This is a genomic window from Lysobacter sp. P5_B9 (assembly GCF_054049835.1).
Map to the genome: position 1 here is coordinate 609119 of NZ_JBFULP010000001.1, position 15844 is coordinate 624962.

12 protein-coding genes are annotated in these 15844 nt (G+C 66.4%); all 12 read left to right on the top strand.

Features of this window, described 5'->3' with window-relative positions:
* Positions 1-69 precede the first annotated feature (69 nt).
* The gene (locus tag ACXJJ9_RS02825) at positions 70-339 is read left to right on the top strand and encodes a hypothetical protein (RefSeq protein ID WP_310051671.1); all 270 of its coding nucleotides are present in this window, start codon (positions 70-72) and stop codon (positions 337-339) included.
* Positions 336-1289, top strand: coding sequence for an SDR family NAD(P)-dependent oxidoreductase (locus ACXJJ9_RS02830; RefSeq protein WP_457095740.1), 954 nt, complete (start codon positions 336-338; stop codon positions 1287-1289). Before ACXJJ9_RS02825 ends, ACXJJ9_RS02830 begins: the two co-directional genes overlap by 4 nt.
* Positions 1286-2503, top strand: coding sequence for an efflux RND transporter periplasmic adaptor subunit (locus tag ACXJJ9_RS02835; protein WP_457095741.1), 1218 nt, complete (start codon positions 1286-1288; stop codon positions 2501-2503). The genes ACXJJ9_RS02830 and ACXJJ9_RS02835 overlap by 4 nt, the downstream gene beginning before the upstream one ends.
* A gap of 208 nt (positions 2504-2711) precedes the next feature.
* Positions 2712-5900 (top strand): efflux RND transporter permease subunit, encoded by a 3189-nt coding sequence (locus ACXJJ9_RS02840; RefSeq protein WP_457095742.1) that lies wholly within the window; start codon positions 2712-2714, stop codon positions 5898-5900.
* Between the two features lie 73 nt (positions 5901-5973).
* On the top strand, positions 5974-6711 hold the full coding sequence (locus ACXJJ9_RS02845) for an SDR family oxidoreductase (RefSeq protein ID WP_457095743.1): 738 nt from the start codon (positions 5974-5976) through the stop codon (positions 6709-6711).
* On the top strand, positions 6705-8222 hold the full coding sequence (locus ACXJJ9_RS02850; RefSeq protein ID WP_457095744.1) for an efflux transporter outer membrane subunit: 1518 nt from the start codon (positions 6705-6707) through the stop codon (positions 8220-8222). Before ACXJJ9_RS02845 ends, ACXJJ9_RS02850 begins: the two co-directional genes overlap by 7 nt.
* 405 nt (positions 8223-8627) lie before the next feature.
* Positions 8628-10529: a threonine--tRNA ligase gene (thrS, locus tag ACXJJ9_RS02855; protein WP_457095745.1), complete on the top strand. Its 1902-nt coding sequence runs from the start codon at positions 8628-8630 to the stop codon at positions 10527-10529.
* A gap of 74 nt (positions 10530-10603) precedes the next feature.
* The gene (gene infC, locus ACXJJ9_RS02860; protein ID WP_345784488.1) at positions 10604-11125 is read left to right on the top strand and encodes a translation initiation factor IF-3; all 522 of its coding nucleotides are present in this window, start codon (positions 10604-10606) and stop codon (positions 11123-11125) included.
* Between the two features lie 448 nt (positions 11126-11573).
* Complete coding sequence (gene rpmI, locus ACXJJ9_RS02865) at positions 11574-11771, top strand: 50S ribosomal protein L35 (RefSeq protein ID WP_056132915.1); 198 nt, start codon at positions 11574-11576, stop codon at positions 11769-11771.
* Between the two features lie 11 nt (positions 11772-11782).
* Positions 11783-12142 (top strand): 50S ribosomal protein L20, encoded by a 360-nt coding sequence (gene rplT, locus ACXJJ9_RS02870; protein ID WP_207525558.1) that lies wholly within the window; start codon positions 11783-11785, stop codon positions 12140-12142.
* Positions 12143-12389: 247 nt separating this feature from the next.
* Positions 12390-13385 carry a phenylalanine--tRNA ligase subunit alpha gene (gene pheS / locus ACXJJ9_RS02875; RefSeq protein WP_457095746.1) on the top strand — a complete coding sequence of 332 codons (996 nt, stop codon included), beginning with the start codon at positions 12390-12392 and terminating at the stop codon, positions 13383-13385.
* Positions 13386-13469: 84 nt separating this feature from the next.
* Complete coding sequence (pheT, locus tag ACXJJ9_RS02880) at positions 13470-15842, top strand: phenylalanine--tRNA ligase subunit beta (RefSeq protein WP_457095747.1); 2373 nt, start codon at positions 13470-13472, stop codon at positions 15840-15842.
* Positions 15843-15844 lie beyond the last annotated feature (2 nt).

Sequence of the window (15844 nt, forward strand, 5' to 3'; positions counted from 1 at the left end):
TTAATCGACGGCTAATCAAGTGCCATTTACGGGACTAATCTGCGCACCAGTTCCCCCGGTACCGCCGTCATGTTGACCACCCCCCGTGCCCGATTCGCCTATGTCCTGACCATGCTGGCCGCCTTCACGGGCGTGCTGGGCTTGGCGGTTATCGCGATGAAACAGGCTATTTTCGCGGGTGCGGCGGAGGCCTGGATGATGGGGGGCGTGCTGGCCGTGGTCGTCGGACTGCCCCTGGCCATGGTCCTGCTGCCGGTCGCGAGCTGGTTGCAACAACGCGCCCGCGCACATGCCATCGTCCCGAATGTGGGAGAAAATGTCCCGGGAGCGGGACAGTGAAGCCCGCCGTTCTGATCCTGGGCGCGACCGGCACGATTGGTCGCGGCGCGGTCAAGGCCGCCGTCGATGCGGGCTGGCCCGTAGTCGCCGTGGCCCGCGACGCGCAGGCACTGGAAGAACTGCGCCGCCGTCATCCGAAAGCCGCGCTGCAGGTGCTGCCCGGCTCCGTTTCCGACGATGCCGGGGCCGCCGAGCTCGTGGCGGAACTGCAGCGCCTCGACCGTCCCTTCGCCGGCGTGATCGCCGCCCTTGGAGCGGGCGGTGAGCGCGGCCGCCTGTTGGATCAATCCTCGGACCAGCTTCGTCACGCCTTCGACGACGTCGTGCTGCCGCACCTGGTCGCGGCTCGCCACCTGCTGCCCTGGCTCGGTGCGTCCGGCCGCAACTGCGGCTACGTCGTGATCGGCGGTCCGGGCGGTCGCTATCCATGGGCCGGCTACGGCCACCGTTCGATCGCTGCCGCTGCCGTGCGCATGCTCGCGCGGGTGCTGCATGGCGAGGCCCGGCAGTTCTCGGTGCGCCTGCAACTGCTCGAAGTCGAATCGCCGGTGCGCACCGACGACAACGAAAAGCATGCCTGCGAGCAGTGGCCGTGCGTGGAGCACATCGGGCGCAAGGCCCTGGAGCTCCTGCGCCATCGCAACGATCCGCGTTGCATGGAAGCCGTCGTCGATTACCGCAGCGATACCTGCACCAGCGGCGAAACGCTGCCTGTCGAAAGCGAAGTCCCCCGATCGTCGAGCTCAGCAAGGGAAGAGTCCGGCGACGGCGCGACCCGCGGGTTGGACGAATCGTCGCACAGGGATTCGAACCCGAAGGCAACACCGCAAGAAATGGATAGCGACGCATCCCTGCTGCCAGCACGCTGTCTGCAGGACGTGCGCAATCTGCTCGACACGATCACCTCCCCCAAAGTCACCGTGAAAAAAAATCAGGAGCGTATGAAATGAGCCGAAGGACACTTTCCCGGTCAGGACTATTGCGTCCCAAGGCCGGTTGGGCATGGCTGGCACTGGCGGCCAGCGTCACTATTGCACTGACCATCGTCGGTTGCAGCAGCGAGGCCGCGCCGAATGCCGGCATGCCGCCGCCGCCCGAAGTCAGCGTCGCCAACGTGCTGTCGAAGTCCGTGCACCAGTGGGACGAATTCACCGGCCGCGTCGCCGCGGTGGAATCCGTCGAGCTGCGTCCGCGCGTCAGCGGTTACGTGCAGCGGGTCGCGTACGAGGAAGGGCAGGAGGTCCACAAGGGCGATCTGCTGTTCGTGATCGACCCGCGTCCGTACCGCGCCGCGCTCGATCGCGCCCAGGCGAATCTCGAACGCGCCCGCAGCGAGGCGCGCCTGGCGCAGGCGCAGGACGCGCGCGCGCAGACCCTGATCGAAGCCCAGGCGATCTCCCGCGAGGAATTCGAGACGCGCAAGGCCACCACGTCCGGCAGCAACGCCGCCGTGCGCGCCGCCGAAGCCGCCGTCGCCGCCGCGCAGCTCGACCTGCAGTTCACCCAGGTGCGTTCGCCGATCGAAGGCCGCGCCGGCCGCGCGCTGGTGACCGAGGGCAACCTCGCCCAGGCCGACGGCACGCTGCTGACCACGGTGGTGTCGCAGGATCCGGTGTACGTCTACTTCGAAAGCGACGAGCAGAGCTTCCTGCGTTACGGCGAACTGGCGCGCAAGGGTGAGCGCAGCGACACGCAGAACCCGGTCCGCGTGGGCCTGGCCAGTGAAACCGGCTATCCGCATGCCGGCACCGTCGACTTCGTCGACAACCAGGTCGATCCGCATACCGGCACGATCCGCGCGCGCGCGGTGCTGAAGAATCCGGATCGCCTGTTCACGCCGGGCCTGTTTGCCCGCGTGCAGCTCCAGGGCACTGGTGAGTTCAAGGCGCTGCTGATCGACGACAAGGCCGTGCTCACCGACCAGGACCGCAAGTACGTCTACGTGCTCGGGCCGAAGAACGCGGCAACGCGCAAGGACATCACGCTCGGTCGCAGCATCGATGGGCTGCGTGTGGTCGAGTCCGGACTGACCCCGGCGGACAAGGTGATCGTGCACGGCGTGCAGAAGGTGTTCTTCCCCGGAATGCCGGTGTCGCCAAAGCAGATCGCGATGGGTGCGCCGCCGCCGTCGCTGGTCGCGAGCGCAGCCGCCGGTTCGAAGTAGCCCATGTAGTTGTCGCCAAACCGCCGGATAAAACCCCGGCAAACGTTGCAGGCCGCCGATCCTCCCCCGGATCTTGCCAAAGATCTCCCCTCCCCCCTGCGCGGGGAGGGTCGGCAGGCCTTTTTCGATGACTCTCTCCCGCGTGCGCGGGTAAGGGCCCCCATCCCAACCTTCCCCCGCAGGCGGGGGAAGGGGCCAGGAAGAAACCATGGACTTCTCCAAATTCTTCATCGACCGGCCGATCTTCGCCGCGGTGCTGTCGATCATCATCTTCGCCGCGGGGCTGATCGCCATCCCGCTGCTGCCCATCAGCGAATACCCGGAAGTCGTGCCACCGTCGGTCGTGGTGCGCACCGTGTATCCGGGCGCCAACCCGAAGGTGATCGCCGAAACCGTCGCCACGCCGCTTGAAGAAGCGATCAACGGCGTCGAGCACCTGATGTACATGAAGTCGGTTGCCGGTTCCGACGGCGTGCTGCAGCTGACCGTCACGTTCAAGCCGGGTACCGATGCCGACGATGCTGCGGTGCGCGTGCAGAACCGCGTGGCGCAGGCGCTTGCCCGCCTACCCGAGGACGTGCGGCGCCAGGGCGTGACGACGCAGAAGCAGTCGCCCGTGTTCCTGATGGTCGTGCACCTGGTGTCCACGAACGGCAAGTACGACACGCTATACCTGCGCAACTACATGCGTCTGCACGTCAAGGACGAAATCGCGAAAATCCCGGGCGTCGGCGAAGCGCACCAGTTCGGTGGCGGCGACTACGCCATGCGCATCTGGCTCGATCCCGACCGCATCGCGTCGCAGGGTATGACCGCCAGCGACGTCCTGCGCGCCGTGCGCGAGCAGAACATCCAGGTCTCCGCCGGCCAGCTCGGCGCCGAGCCGATGCCCAACGGCAGCGACTTCCTCACCCCGATCAACGCGCAGGGCCGCCTTCGCTCGGTCGAGGAATTCCGCGACGTGGTGCTGAAGAGCGGCGCGAATGGCGAAGTTGTGCGCCTGGGCGACGTGGCGCGCGTCGAACTCGCCGCGGGCGATTACACCCTGCGTGCACGCCTCGACGGCCAGAACGCCGCGGCGATGGGCGTCTTCCAGTCGCCGGGCGCGAACGCGTTGCAGATCCGCGACTCGGTCGTCGCGAAGATGGACGAACTGCAGAAGAGCTTCCCGCCGGGCGTGGAGTACCGCACGGTCTACGACACCACGATCTTCGTGCGCGACTCGATCAAGGCCGTGGTGAGCACGCTGCTCGAAGCCACGCTGCTGGTCGTGCTGGTGGTGATCCTGTTCCTGCAGACCTGGCGCGCTTCGATCATTCCGCTGATCGCGGTGCCGGTTTCCGTGGTCGGTACGTTTGCCGCCCTTTACCTGCTTGGCTTCTCGATCAATACGCTGTCCCTGTTCGGACTCGTGCTCGCGATCGGCATCGTGGTCGACGACGCGATCGTGGTGGTGGAAAACGTCGAGCGCCACATCGAACACGGCGCCACGCCACTCGAGGCCGCGCACCTGGCAATGAAGGAAGTGTCCGGTCCGATCATCGCGATCGCGCTGGTGCTGTGCGCGGTGTTCGTGCCGATGGCGTTCCTCTCGGGCGTCACCGGCCAGTTCTACAAGCAGTTCGCGGTGACCATCGCGATCTCCACGGTGATCTCGGCGGTCAACTCGCTGACGCTCTCGCCCGCGCTCGCGGCCATGCTGCTGCGCGGCCACGATGCGCCGAAGGATGCGCTCTCGCGCCTCATTGAACGCCTGTTCGGTTGGGTGTTCCGTCCGTTCAACCGCTTCTTCAACCGCAAGTCGTCGCAGTACGGCACCGGCGTGGGCCGGATCCTCGGCCACCGTGGGCGCGTGTTTGGCGTGTACGCCGTTCTCCTGCTCGCCGCTGCCGCGGTCTTCCAGTGGGTGCCGGCCGGGTTCATCCCGACCCAGGACAAGCTGTACCTGATCGCCGGCGTACGCCTGCCGGAAGGCGCGTCCATCGAACGCACCGACGCCGCGCTGAAGAAGGTTGCCGCGGCGGCGATGAGCATCGACGGCGTCGCCCATGAAGTCGCGTTCCCGGGCCTGAATCCGCTGCAGTTCACCAACACACCGAACAGCGGCGTCGCGTTCTTCCCGCTCAAGCCCTTCGGCGAGCGCCACAAGTCCGCCAAGCAGATCAACGACGAGCTCAATGCGAAGCTCGCCGGCATCCAGGAAGGCTTCGCCTTCTCGCTGATGCCGCCGCCGATCCTCGGCCTCGGCAACGGCCAGGGTTACTCGTTGTTCGTCGAGGATCGCGCGAACCTCGGCTACGGCGCGCTGCAGAGCGCGGTGCAGGCGGTCCAGGGCACCGCCGCGCAGACGCCGGGCATGGGCTTTCCGATTTCGAGCTACCAGGCCAACGTGCCGCAGCTCGACGCGGAAGTCGATCGCGTGAAGGCAAAGGCGCAGGGCGTGCCGCTGACGGAGCTGTTCGACACCCTGCAGACCTACCTGGGTTCGGCCTACGTCAACGACTTCAACATGTTCGGCCGTACCTGGCAGGTCATCGCGCAGGCCGACGGTCAGTACCGCGGTCGTGTCGAGGACATCACCAAACTGCGCACGCGCAACGTCAACGGCGAGATGGTGCCGATCGGTTCGATGGTCACCATCAAGCAGACCTACGGCCCCGACCCGGTGCTGCGCTTCAACGGCTATCCGGCGGCCGACCTGCTCGGCGGCTACGACCCGCGCCTGATGTCCTCCGGCGAAGCCATGGAGAAGGTCACCGAGATCGCCGGCAAGGTGCTGCCGAACGGCATGGGCTTCGACTGGAGCGATCTGAGCTACCAGCAGGCCACGCAGGGCAACGCTTCGCTGGTCGTGTTCCCGCTCGCGATCCTGCTGGCGTTCCTGGTGCTGGCCGCGTTGTACGAGAGCTGGACGCTGCCGCTGGCAGTCATCCTGATCGTGCCGATGACGCTGCTGTCCGCGCTGTTGGGCGTGAAGCTCACGGGTGGCGACAACAACGTGTTCGTGCAGGTTGGCCTGGTGGTACTGATGGGCCTGGCGTGCAAGAACGCGATCCTGATCGTCGAGTTCGCCCGCGAACTGGAGCTGCAGGGCAAGGGCATTGTCGAAGCCGCGCTGGAAGCCTGCCGCCTGCGCCTGCGCCCGATCGTGATGACCTCCATCGCGTTCATCGCCGGCACGATCCCGCTGGTGTTCTCGCATGGCGCCGGTGCGGAAGTCCGCTCGGTCACCGGCATCACCGTGTTCGCCGGCATGTTGGGCGTGACGCTGTTCGGTCTGTTCCTCACCCCGGTGTTCTATGTCGCGCTGCGCAAGCTCGCCGGCCGGCCGCTGGTGCGCCACGACCATTCGCCGTCGCTTCCTGCCCACTCATTGACCGCTTCGTCGGTGCTGTAGGGCGGGCTCGACCCACCCTTCCGGAATACCCCCACGGCGGGCCAAGGCCCGCCCTACCAAGCAAGGAATCCCAATGTCTGCCCAGAATCTTTCCAAGGTTGCCCTCGTCACCGGCGCCACCCGCGGCATCGGCTTTGAAACCGCCCGCCAGCTCGCCAGCAAGGGCGTGCACGTGCTTCTTGCCGGTCGTAATCGCAACAAGGCGGTCGAGGCCTCGTTGAAGCTCCAGGCCGAAGGCCTGTCGGTCGAAGCGATCACCCTCGATGTCACGCTTGCCAGCAGCATCGCCGTCGCCGTCGAGGAAGTGGCGAGCAAGCACGGCAAGCTCGACATCCTCGTCAACAATGCCGGCGTGTTCCGCGACGACATGCAGCGCAAGCCGTCGGAGCAGACGCTCGACACCTGGCGCGAGACCTTCGACACCAATGTGTTCGGCGTCGTCGCCACCACGCAGGCGTTCCTGCCCCTGCTCAGGCTCGCGCCGTCCGCGCGCATCGTCAACGTGTCGAGCATCCTGGGCTCGGTCGCGGCCAATGCCGATCCCGCCTCGCCGATCTACGACTTCAAGGTGCCGGCCTACAACGTCTCCAAGAGCGCGGTGAATGCGTGGACGGTGCAGCTGGCGCACGAACTGAAGGACACCGCGATCAAGGTCAACGCCGTGCACCCCGGCTCGGTGAAGACCGACATGAATGCCGGCGGCGAGCTGGAAGTCGCCGATGGCGCCAGGACCAGCGTGCGCATGGCGCTGCTCGACGATGCCGGCCAGAGCGGCGGCTTCGTTTACTTCGAGGACACGCTGCCATGGTGAACCCCCTCCCCAACGTCCGCGCATTGACGATCGGCATCGCTGCGGCGCTGCTGGCGGCGTGCGCGGTCGGGCCCGACTACGTGCGCCCGGACGTGCCGACGCCCGAGCACTTCGTGCAGGCCGAGGCGGGCGCATCCGTGGCCGAGCCTGCCAACGGCAGTGCGGCCACGGCAGCTGCACCGGCCGACACTGCCAGTTTCCCGCTGGTGGCCGATGCGGAATTCTGGCGCGACTTCAACGACCCGCTGCTGACGCGGTTGGTCGAGGACTCGCTGGCTGCCAACCACGACCTGCGCATCGCGCTGGCCAACTACGACCGTGCGAACGCGTTGCTGCGCGGGGCCAAGTTCGATTTCTTCCCGACCGTCACCGCGCATGCGGAAGCCGCGGATGGCCGTGCCAGTGCCGACCAGGCGCCGGGCGTGGCACGCGCGGATCGTGACGTGGAGAGTTACAGCGTCAACGCCCAGGCGTCGTGGGAGCTGGATCTGTTCGGTCGCGTGCGCCGCGGCGTGGAGGCGCAGCGCGCCGGGGCCGAGGCCTCGGCCGCCGACCTGCAGGCGATGCAGGTCGCGATCGTGGGTGAGGTCGCGCGCAGCTACGTCGAACTGCGGGGCCTGCAGGAACGCCTGCGCGTCGCACGCGAGAACGCCGACAACCAGCAGGAAACCCTGCGCCTGGTCGAGGCACGCTTCAATGCGGGGCGGGGCACCGAGTTCGACACCTCGCGCGCGCGGGCCCAGCTGGAATCGACACTGGCCCGCGTACCGGCGCTGGAAGCCCAGGTCGCGGTCAACATGCATCGCCTGGCGGTGCTGACCGGGCGCACGCCCGACGCGCTGATCGCCGAGCTGGAAGCGCAGCAGCCATTGCCGGCGTTGCCCGGCGCGCTCGATCCGGGTACTCCGGGCGAGCTGTTGCGCCACCGTCCCGATGTCGCGGCCGCCGAACAACGCCTGCACGCCGCGACGGCACGGATCGGCGTGGCGACCGCCGACCTGTTTCCGCGCTTCACGCTCGGCGGGTTGATCGGTTCGCAGGCCATCGACAGCAGCGCGCTGTTCGAACGCGGCAGCGAGACGCGCCTGGTGGCGCTCGGCATCGACTGGTCCTTCCTCGACATCGGCCGCGTGCGCGCGCGCATCAAGGCCGCAGACGCGGATGCCGAAGGCGATCTCGCGCGCTACGAACAGGCCGTGCTGCTGGCGCTGGAAGACACCGAGAACGCACTGGTACGCCATGCGCGGGCCCGGATCGAGGACCAGCACCTGGAGCAGGCGGCGCTGGACAGCGCCAAGGCGGCCCGGCTGGCCCGCGTGCGGTACGAAGCCGGCGCCACGGACCTGTTCGAGGCACTGGATGCCGAGCGCACGCAGCTGCAGGCACAGGATGCGTTCGCCGACGGCCGCACCCGCAGCGTCACCAGCGCAGTGGCGTTGTACAAGGCGTTGGCCGGTGGCTGGCCGGAACGGATGCCGGAGCGCAAGAAGCTCGCTTCACGCGCAGAGTGAACCTTGCCTTATTCCCGCGCCGCGGGGAGAAGGTCGAAGCAGCCGACAGCCGCTGGGGGCAGGGCGGATGAGGGGGGCGCGGGGAGAAAAAAGCCCGGAGTCGAGGCTCCGGGGTTCCATCGGTGCGCAAGCCTGGGGCCTGCGCGGGTTGACTTGCCAACCCCCGTCCCCAACCATTGCCACCTGCGCGGCGCCTGCCGCGCCCGACCCGAGCAGGATCAGGTGGCCCGCGGCAATCCGCCGGTCTAGCGTGTGACATGAGCACTACCACCGCCCATCGCTGAAACGCCCCGAGGTCCCGTCGCACGGCGCCCTCGCGGCGCCGTTTTCGTTTCCGCGCCCTGCGCGAGTGCCTCCACCCAGCCTTCCCCCGTAGGGAAGGCAGCAAAGGTCCAACGCAATTCCATGATCGCCATTACCCTCCCCGACGGCAGCCGCCGTGAATTCGACAATCCCGTGACGGTCGGCGACATCGCCGCTTCGATCGGTGCCGGCCTGGCCAAGGCCGCGCTGGCCGGCAAGGTCGACGGCAAGCTGGTCGACACCAGCTTCCGCATCGACAACGACGCCTCGCTCGAGCTCGTCACCGACAAGCATCCCGACGCGCTCGAGGTGCTGCGCCATTCCACCGCGCACCTGCTGGCGCAGGCCGTGCAGCGCCTGTTCCCCGGCGCGCAGGTCACCATCGGCCCGGTGATCGACAACGGCTTCTATTACGACTTCGCCTACGAGCGCCCGTTCACGCCGGAAGACCTGCCGGCGATCGAGGCGGAAATGCAGAAGATCGTCAAGGAATCCCTGCCGGTATCGCGCAGCGTGAAGTCGCGCGACGATGCCGTCGCCTTCTTCAAGGGCATGGGCGAGGCCTACAAGGCCGAGATCATCGAGTCGATTCCGGCCAATGAAGACCTGTCGCTGTATTCGCAGGGCGAATTCACCGACCTGTGCCGCGGCCCGCACGTGCCGGGCACGGACAAGCTGCGCGCCTTCAAGCTGATGAAGGTCGCCGGCGCCTACTGGCGCGGCGATTCCAACAACCAGATGCTCAGCCGCATCTACGGCACGGCCTGGTTGAACGACAAGGACCTCAAGGCGTACCTGCACCAGCTGGAGGAAGCCGAGAAGCGCGACCACCGCAAGATCGCCAAGCAGCAGGACCTGTTCCACCTGCAGGAAGAAGCGCCGGGCCTGATCTTCTGGCACCCGAAGGGCTGGTCGGTGTGGCAGGTCGTGGAGCAGCACATGCGCCGCGTCTATCGCGAGACCGGTTACGGCGAGGTGCGCTGCCCGCAGATCCTCGACGTGTCGCTGTGGAAGTCCTCGGGCCACTGGGACAACTACAAGGACAACATGTTCTTCACCGAGTCGGAGAAGCGCACCTACGCGCTCAAGCCGATGAACTGCCCCGGCCACGTGCAGGTGTTCAAGCAGGGGCTGCACAGCTACCGCGACCTGCCGATCCGCTACGGCGAGTTCGGTGCCTGCCATCGCAATGAGCCTTCGGGCGCGCTGCACGGGATCCTGCGCGTGCGCGGCTTCACCCAGGACGATGGCCACATCTTCTGCACCGAAGACCAGATCGAGGCCGAGGTGACCGCCTTCCACCAGCAGGCGATGCAGGTCTACGCGGACTTCGGTTTCAGCGACGTCCAGCTCAAGATCGCCCTGCGCCCGGATCCGCGCCTCGGCGACGACGCCACCTGGGACAAGGCCGAGAATGCCCTGCGCTCGGCCTTGAGGGCCGCCGGCGTGGAATGGCAGGAATTGCCGGGCGAGGGCGCCTTCTACGGCCCGAAGATCGAATACCACCTCAAGGACGCCATCGGCCGGACCTGGCAGCTGGGCACCATGCAGGTCGATTTCATGATGCCGGGCCGCCTGGGCGCCGAATACGTGGACGAACACAGCCAGAAACGGCATCCGGTGATGCTGCACCGGGCCATCGTCGGCTCCATGGAGCGGTTCATCGGTATCCTGATCGAGCACCACGCCGGCCACTTCCCGGCCTGGCTGGCGCCGATCCAGGCGGTGGCCATGAATATCACCGACGCCCAGGCTGACTGGGTCGAAGAGGTCCGGAAAACCCTTGCAAATCAAGGGTTCCGGGTCCAGTCCGATTTGCGGAACGAGAAGATCGGCTATAAGATCCGCGAGCACACGCTGCAGCGCGTGCCGTACCTGCTGGTGGTCGGAGACCGCGAAAAGGAAAACGGCATGGTCGCGGTGCGTACGCGGGGAGGGGAAGATCTCGGCACGATGTCCGTAGCCGATTTCGCTTCGCGTTTGCGCAGTGAGAACGCCCAGTAGTGTTTTGAACCCCGGCCGCTCGGACGGCCGGCATCCGCCCCTCTAGCGACGGGCGACTTCTTGGAGATTGCAACATCAGTACCCCCGAAAAGCCGAATCGAAAGAACAGCGAAATCCGCGTGCCTCGCGTGCGCGTGATCGGTAGCGATGGCGAAATGATCGGCGTGCTCACGCGCGACGAAGCCCTGCGCATGGCCGAGGATGAAGGCCTCGACCTGGTGGAGATCCAGCCGAACGCTGATCCGCCGGTCTGCAAGATCATGGATTTCGGCAAGTTCAAGTTCGAGATGCAGAAGAAGGCGAACGAGGCCAAGAAGAAGACCAAGCAGGTCGAGATCAAGGAACTCAAGTTCCGGCCGGTCACCGACGAGGGTGACTACCAGATCAAGATGCGCAACATCCGCCGCTTCCTCGAGGAAGGCGACAAGGTCAAGATCAACATCCGCTTCCGTGGCCGCGAAATGAGCCACCAGGAACTGGGTCGCGAGATGGCCGCGCGCATCGAGTCGGACCTGGGCGACGAGATCGTGATCGAATCGCGCCCGCGCCTGGAAGGCCGGCAGATGGTCATGATGATCGCCCCCAAGAAGAAATGAGATCAGCCGCGCAGCGGCTGATTCCAACGTTCCCCCCTCCCCGCCTGCGGGGAGAGGGCAAAGGGTGAGGGGAGGGCGCCGAAAGGCGCCCTTCGCTTTTCATGCAGCAGCAAAAGCGCCCCACATCCGCCCTGTCGGGCACCTTCTCCCCGCCAGCGCGGGGAGAAGGGAGGCAGCCCGCCTGAGTCCTAACCCCCGGAATTGCAAGGGAAACCATCTCCCGGCATAATGCGCGGCCCGGTTCGCCGGGTTTGCAGTCAGTTGTATTACGGAACCTGTCGTGATCCCTTTGTGGATCAACGACTTACAAGCCGGCACGGGCAGGAAGGAAAGACCGGATTTGGTCTTCGCGACGAAAGAGCAAAGACTGAAAAGTCTTCGCGACGTAGTCGCAAAGACCCAAAACACGGCGCCCAGGCCAGTCACAGACATCCGAAAGGACATCGCAATGCCCAAGATCAAGACCAATCGGGCGGCGGCCAAGCGTTTCCGGAAGACCGCTTCCGGCAAGTACAAGGCTGGCCACGCCAACAAGAGCCACATCCTCACCAAGAAGGCGACCAAGCGGAAGCGCAACCTGCGGCAGACGAACCATGTTCGTGCCGAGGACGCGGGCCGTCTGGACCGCATGCTTCCGTATTTGTGAGGAGATGAGAAATGGCACGAGTTAAGCGTGGTGTAACGGCACGAGCCCGTCACAAGAAAATCCTGAAGCAGGCCAAGGGCTACTACAACGCCCGCCGCAAGGTCTTCCGCGTCGCCAAGCAGGCGGTGACGAAGGCCCTGCAGTACGCCTACATCGGTCGTAAGCAGAAGAAGCGCAATTTCCGTTCGCTGTGGATCACCCGCATCAATGCGGCTGCCCGCATCAACGGCATGAGCTACAGCCGTTTCATCAACGGCCTGCTGAAGGCCGGCATCACCCTGGACCGCAAGGTGCTGGCGGATATCGCCGTGCACGACGCGAAGGGTTTTGCGGCGCTGGCAGAGAAGGCGAAGAGCGCACTCGCAGCGTAAGTTGATCGATCCCGCAGCCCGTCGTGGCAGCGGGAATCGCACAACGCAATACACGCATGGGGAAGGGCGCAAGTCCTTCCCCATGTTTCGTTTTGGAACTGTTGTTTTTGCCGTCATCCCGGCGAACGCCGGGATCCAGCTTTCGCTTTTGCTTTGAGCTGCGCGCGAAGGGCCGGATCGCGGTGAGGTAGAGCAACAGCTGGATCCCGGCGTTCGCCGGGATGACGACTTCAAGTTCGAGGTTCGAATGAGTGGAATCGAATCGCTGACGCAGCAAGCACTGAGCGACATCGCCACGGCGGAAACGCCCGATGCGATCGAGGCCCTGCGTGTCGCCCTGCTGGGCAAGAGCGGTAGCGTCACCGCCCAGCTCAAGCAACTCGGCACCCTGCCGCCGGAACAACGCAAGACCGCCGGCGAGGCGATCAACCAGGCGCGCGACGTGCTCACCGCGGCATTGGCCGAGCGCAAGGTCAAGCTGGAAGATGCCGTGCTCGATGCACGCCTCGCCTCGGAGACCATCGACGTCACGCTGCCCGGCCTCGACGCCGGCCGTGGCGGCCTGCATCCGGTCAGCCGCACGATCGAGCGCATCGCCGACATCTTCGGCCGCCTCGGTTTCGAGCTCAGCGATGGCCCGGAAATCGAGGATGACTGGCACAACTTCGAGGCGCTGAACTTCCCGCCGCACCATCCGGCGCGTGCAATGCACGACACCTTCTACTTTGGCGACGGCCGCCTGCTGCGCACGCACACCTCGGGCGTGCAGGTGCGCTACATGCTCGGCAACAAGCCGCCGCTGCGCATGATCGCGCTCGGCAAGGTCTACCGCAGCGACAGCGACCAGACCCACACGCCGATGTTCCACCAGTGCGAAGGCCTGCTCGTCGACGAGCACGCGAGCTTCGCCGACCTCAAGGGCACGCTGGCCGAATTCGTGCGTGCGTTCTTCGAGCGCGATTTCGAAATGCGCTTCCGCCCCAGCTATTTCCCCTTCACCGAGCCCTCGGCCGAAGTCGACATCGCCTGGCAGCAGCCGGACGGTTCCACGCGCTGGCTCGAGGTGCTGGGCTGCGGCATGGTCCATCCGAACGTGCTTCGCAACGTCGGCATCGATCCGGAGAAATACACCGGCTATGCCTTCGGCATGGGCGTGGAGCGCTTCGCGATGCTGCGTTACGGCGTCGACGACCTGCGCAGCTTCTTCGAGAACGACGTGCGCTTCCTCAAGCAATTCGCCTGAACCAGCATTCGTAAGGTGGGCCGCAGCCCGCCATTCCACGAGCGATGACGATGGGCCGAGGCCCATCCAACGGGTAACGAACACATGAAGTTTTCCGAGAACTGGCTGCGCCAACACGTACCGATCACCGCGACGCGCGACGAGCTGGCCGCGACACTGACCGCGATCGGTCTGGAAGTCGAAGGCATGACGGTGCTGGGCGAGTCGCTCGATGGCGTCGTGGTCGCGCAGATCGTCAGTGCCGAGAAGCACCCGGAAGCCGACCGCCTGCAGGTCTGCCAGGTCGATACCGGCAACGGCATCGTGCAGATCGTCTGCGGCGCGCCGAACGCACGCGCCGGCCTGAAGGCACCGTTGGCCACCGTCGGCGCGAACCTGCCGGGCGGCATGGCGATAAAGGCCGCGAAGCTGCGTGGCGTCGAGTCGTTCGGCATGCTGTGCTCGGCCAAGGAACTCGGCGTCGATCCGGATGCCTCCGGCCTACTCGAACTGCCAGCCGATGCAACGGTCGGCGCGAAGCTTGCCGACTACCTGGGCCTGCCCGATGCCACGATCGAGCTCAAGCTGACCCCGAACCGTGCCGATTGCTTCAGCGTGCGCGGCATCGCCTTCGACGTGGCCGCGGCGAAGGGCAGCGAAGTGGCGCCGTTCGAAGCCGCGCCGGTGGCCGCGCAGGGCGAAGCGACCATGGCAGTGGAACTCAACGCCGGCGCCGACGCGCCGCGCTACGTTGGCCGTGTGATCGAAAGCCTCGACGCGGCGGCACCGACGCCCGCGTGGATGGCCGAACGCCTGCGCCGCAGCGGGATCCGCCCGATCTCGCTGCTGGTCGACGTGACTCAGTACGTGATGCTGGAGCTCGGTCAGCCGATGCACGCGTTCGACCGCGACCTGCTCAAGGGCCCGATAGGCGTCCGGCGGGCGCGCGCGGGCGAGAGCGTGAAGCTGCTCGACGGCCGCGATGCCGTGCTCGATCCGGAATTCCTGGCCATCACCGACGCCGGCCGCGTGGTCGCACTGGCCGGTGTAATGGGCGGCTTCGACACGCGCGTCACCGACATCACCCGGAACGTCTTCCTCGAAGCCGCGCACTTCGCACCCGACGCCATCATCGGTCGCGGCCGCAAACTGGGCCTGCATACCGATGCCGGCCACCGCTTCGAACGCGGCGTCGATCCGGAATTGCCGCGCATTGCCATCGAATACGCGACGAAGCTCATCCTCGACGTGGCCGGCGGCATGCCGGGCCCGGTGGTCGAGGCGGCATTGCCGGAGCACCTGCCGCAGCCGCAGACGATCACTCTGCGCCGTGCCCGCCTCGCGCGCGTGCTGGGCCTGGAAGTCGCGGATGCGGAAGTCGAGCGCATCCTGCGCGCCCTCGGTCTCTCGGTTACGGCGACGGCCCATGGCTGGAGCATTACCACCCCGACCCGCCGTTTCGACCTCGCGATCGAAGAAGACCTGATCGAAGAGATCGCACGCATCCACGGCTACGACGCGATCCCGACGACGCTGCCTGCCGGGGCTTCGCGCCTCGTCGCGCCGTCCGAGAGCCGCGTGGATGAAGGCACCGCACGCCGGCAGTTGGCCGCACGCGATTACCTGGAAGCGGTGAACTACGCCTTCGTCGACGCCGATCTGCTGGCGAAGTGGAATGCCACCGACGGCGCGGTGCCGTTGGCGAATCCGCTCAGTGCCGAACTCGGTGTCATGCGCACCGCATTGTTGCCGGGGCTGGTCGCCGCCGTGGCGCGCAATGCCGCCCGCCAGCAATCACGCGTGCGCCTGTTCGAGCTCGGCAACGTCTTCGCCGCCAACGGCGCGAATGCACCGATCGAGACCCAGCGCATCGCCGCGGCGGTCTGTGGCGCCGTGGACGGCGAGCAGTGGGCCGCGAAATCGCACCCGATCGGGTTCCATGACCTCAAGGGCGATCTCGACAGCCTTGCCGCGATGGCGGGGGCGCAGCTCGAGTACCGTCCCTCGCAGCCGGGTTGGGCCCACCCCGGCCGGTCCGCCGACGTCTATCGGGATGACACCCGGCTGGGCTGGATCGGCCAGTTGCATCCCCGCCTGCAACGGACGCTGGACCTGGACACCGACGTGGTCGCCTTTGAGCTGGATCTGGCGGCAATGCTGGATCGGGCAATTCCCAAGGCCCGCGCCCTGTCGCGTTATCCGTCCGTCCGCCGCGACCTGGCGTTTGTCGTCGCCGAAGCCACGCCATGGGCGGCCGTCTCGGCGACCGTGAGACAGGCCGCGGGGCCGTCCCTACGGGATCTGGTGCTGTTCGACCGCTATGCCGGCAAGGGCGTGGAAACCGGATTCAAGAGTCTGGCTATGGGCTTGATTCTGCAGGAAGAATCGCGCACGCTCACTGAGCACGACGTGGACGCGGTAGTGGCGGCAGTGATCGCCGCGCTGCAGCAGACGCATGGAGCCGCGATACGCAGTTGAAC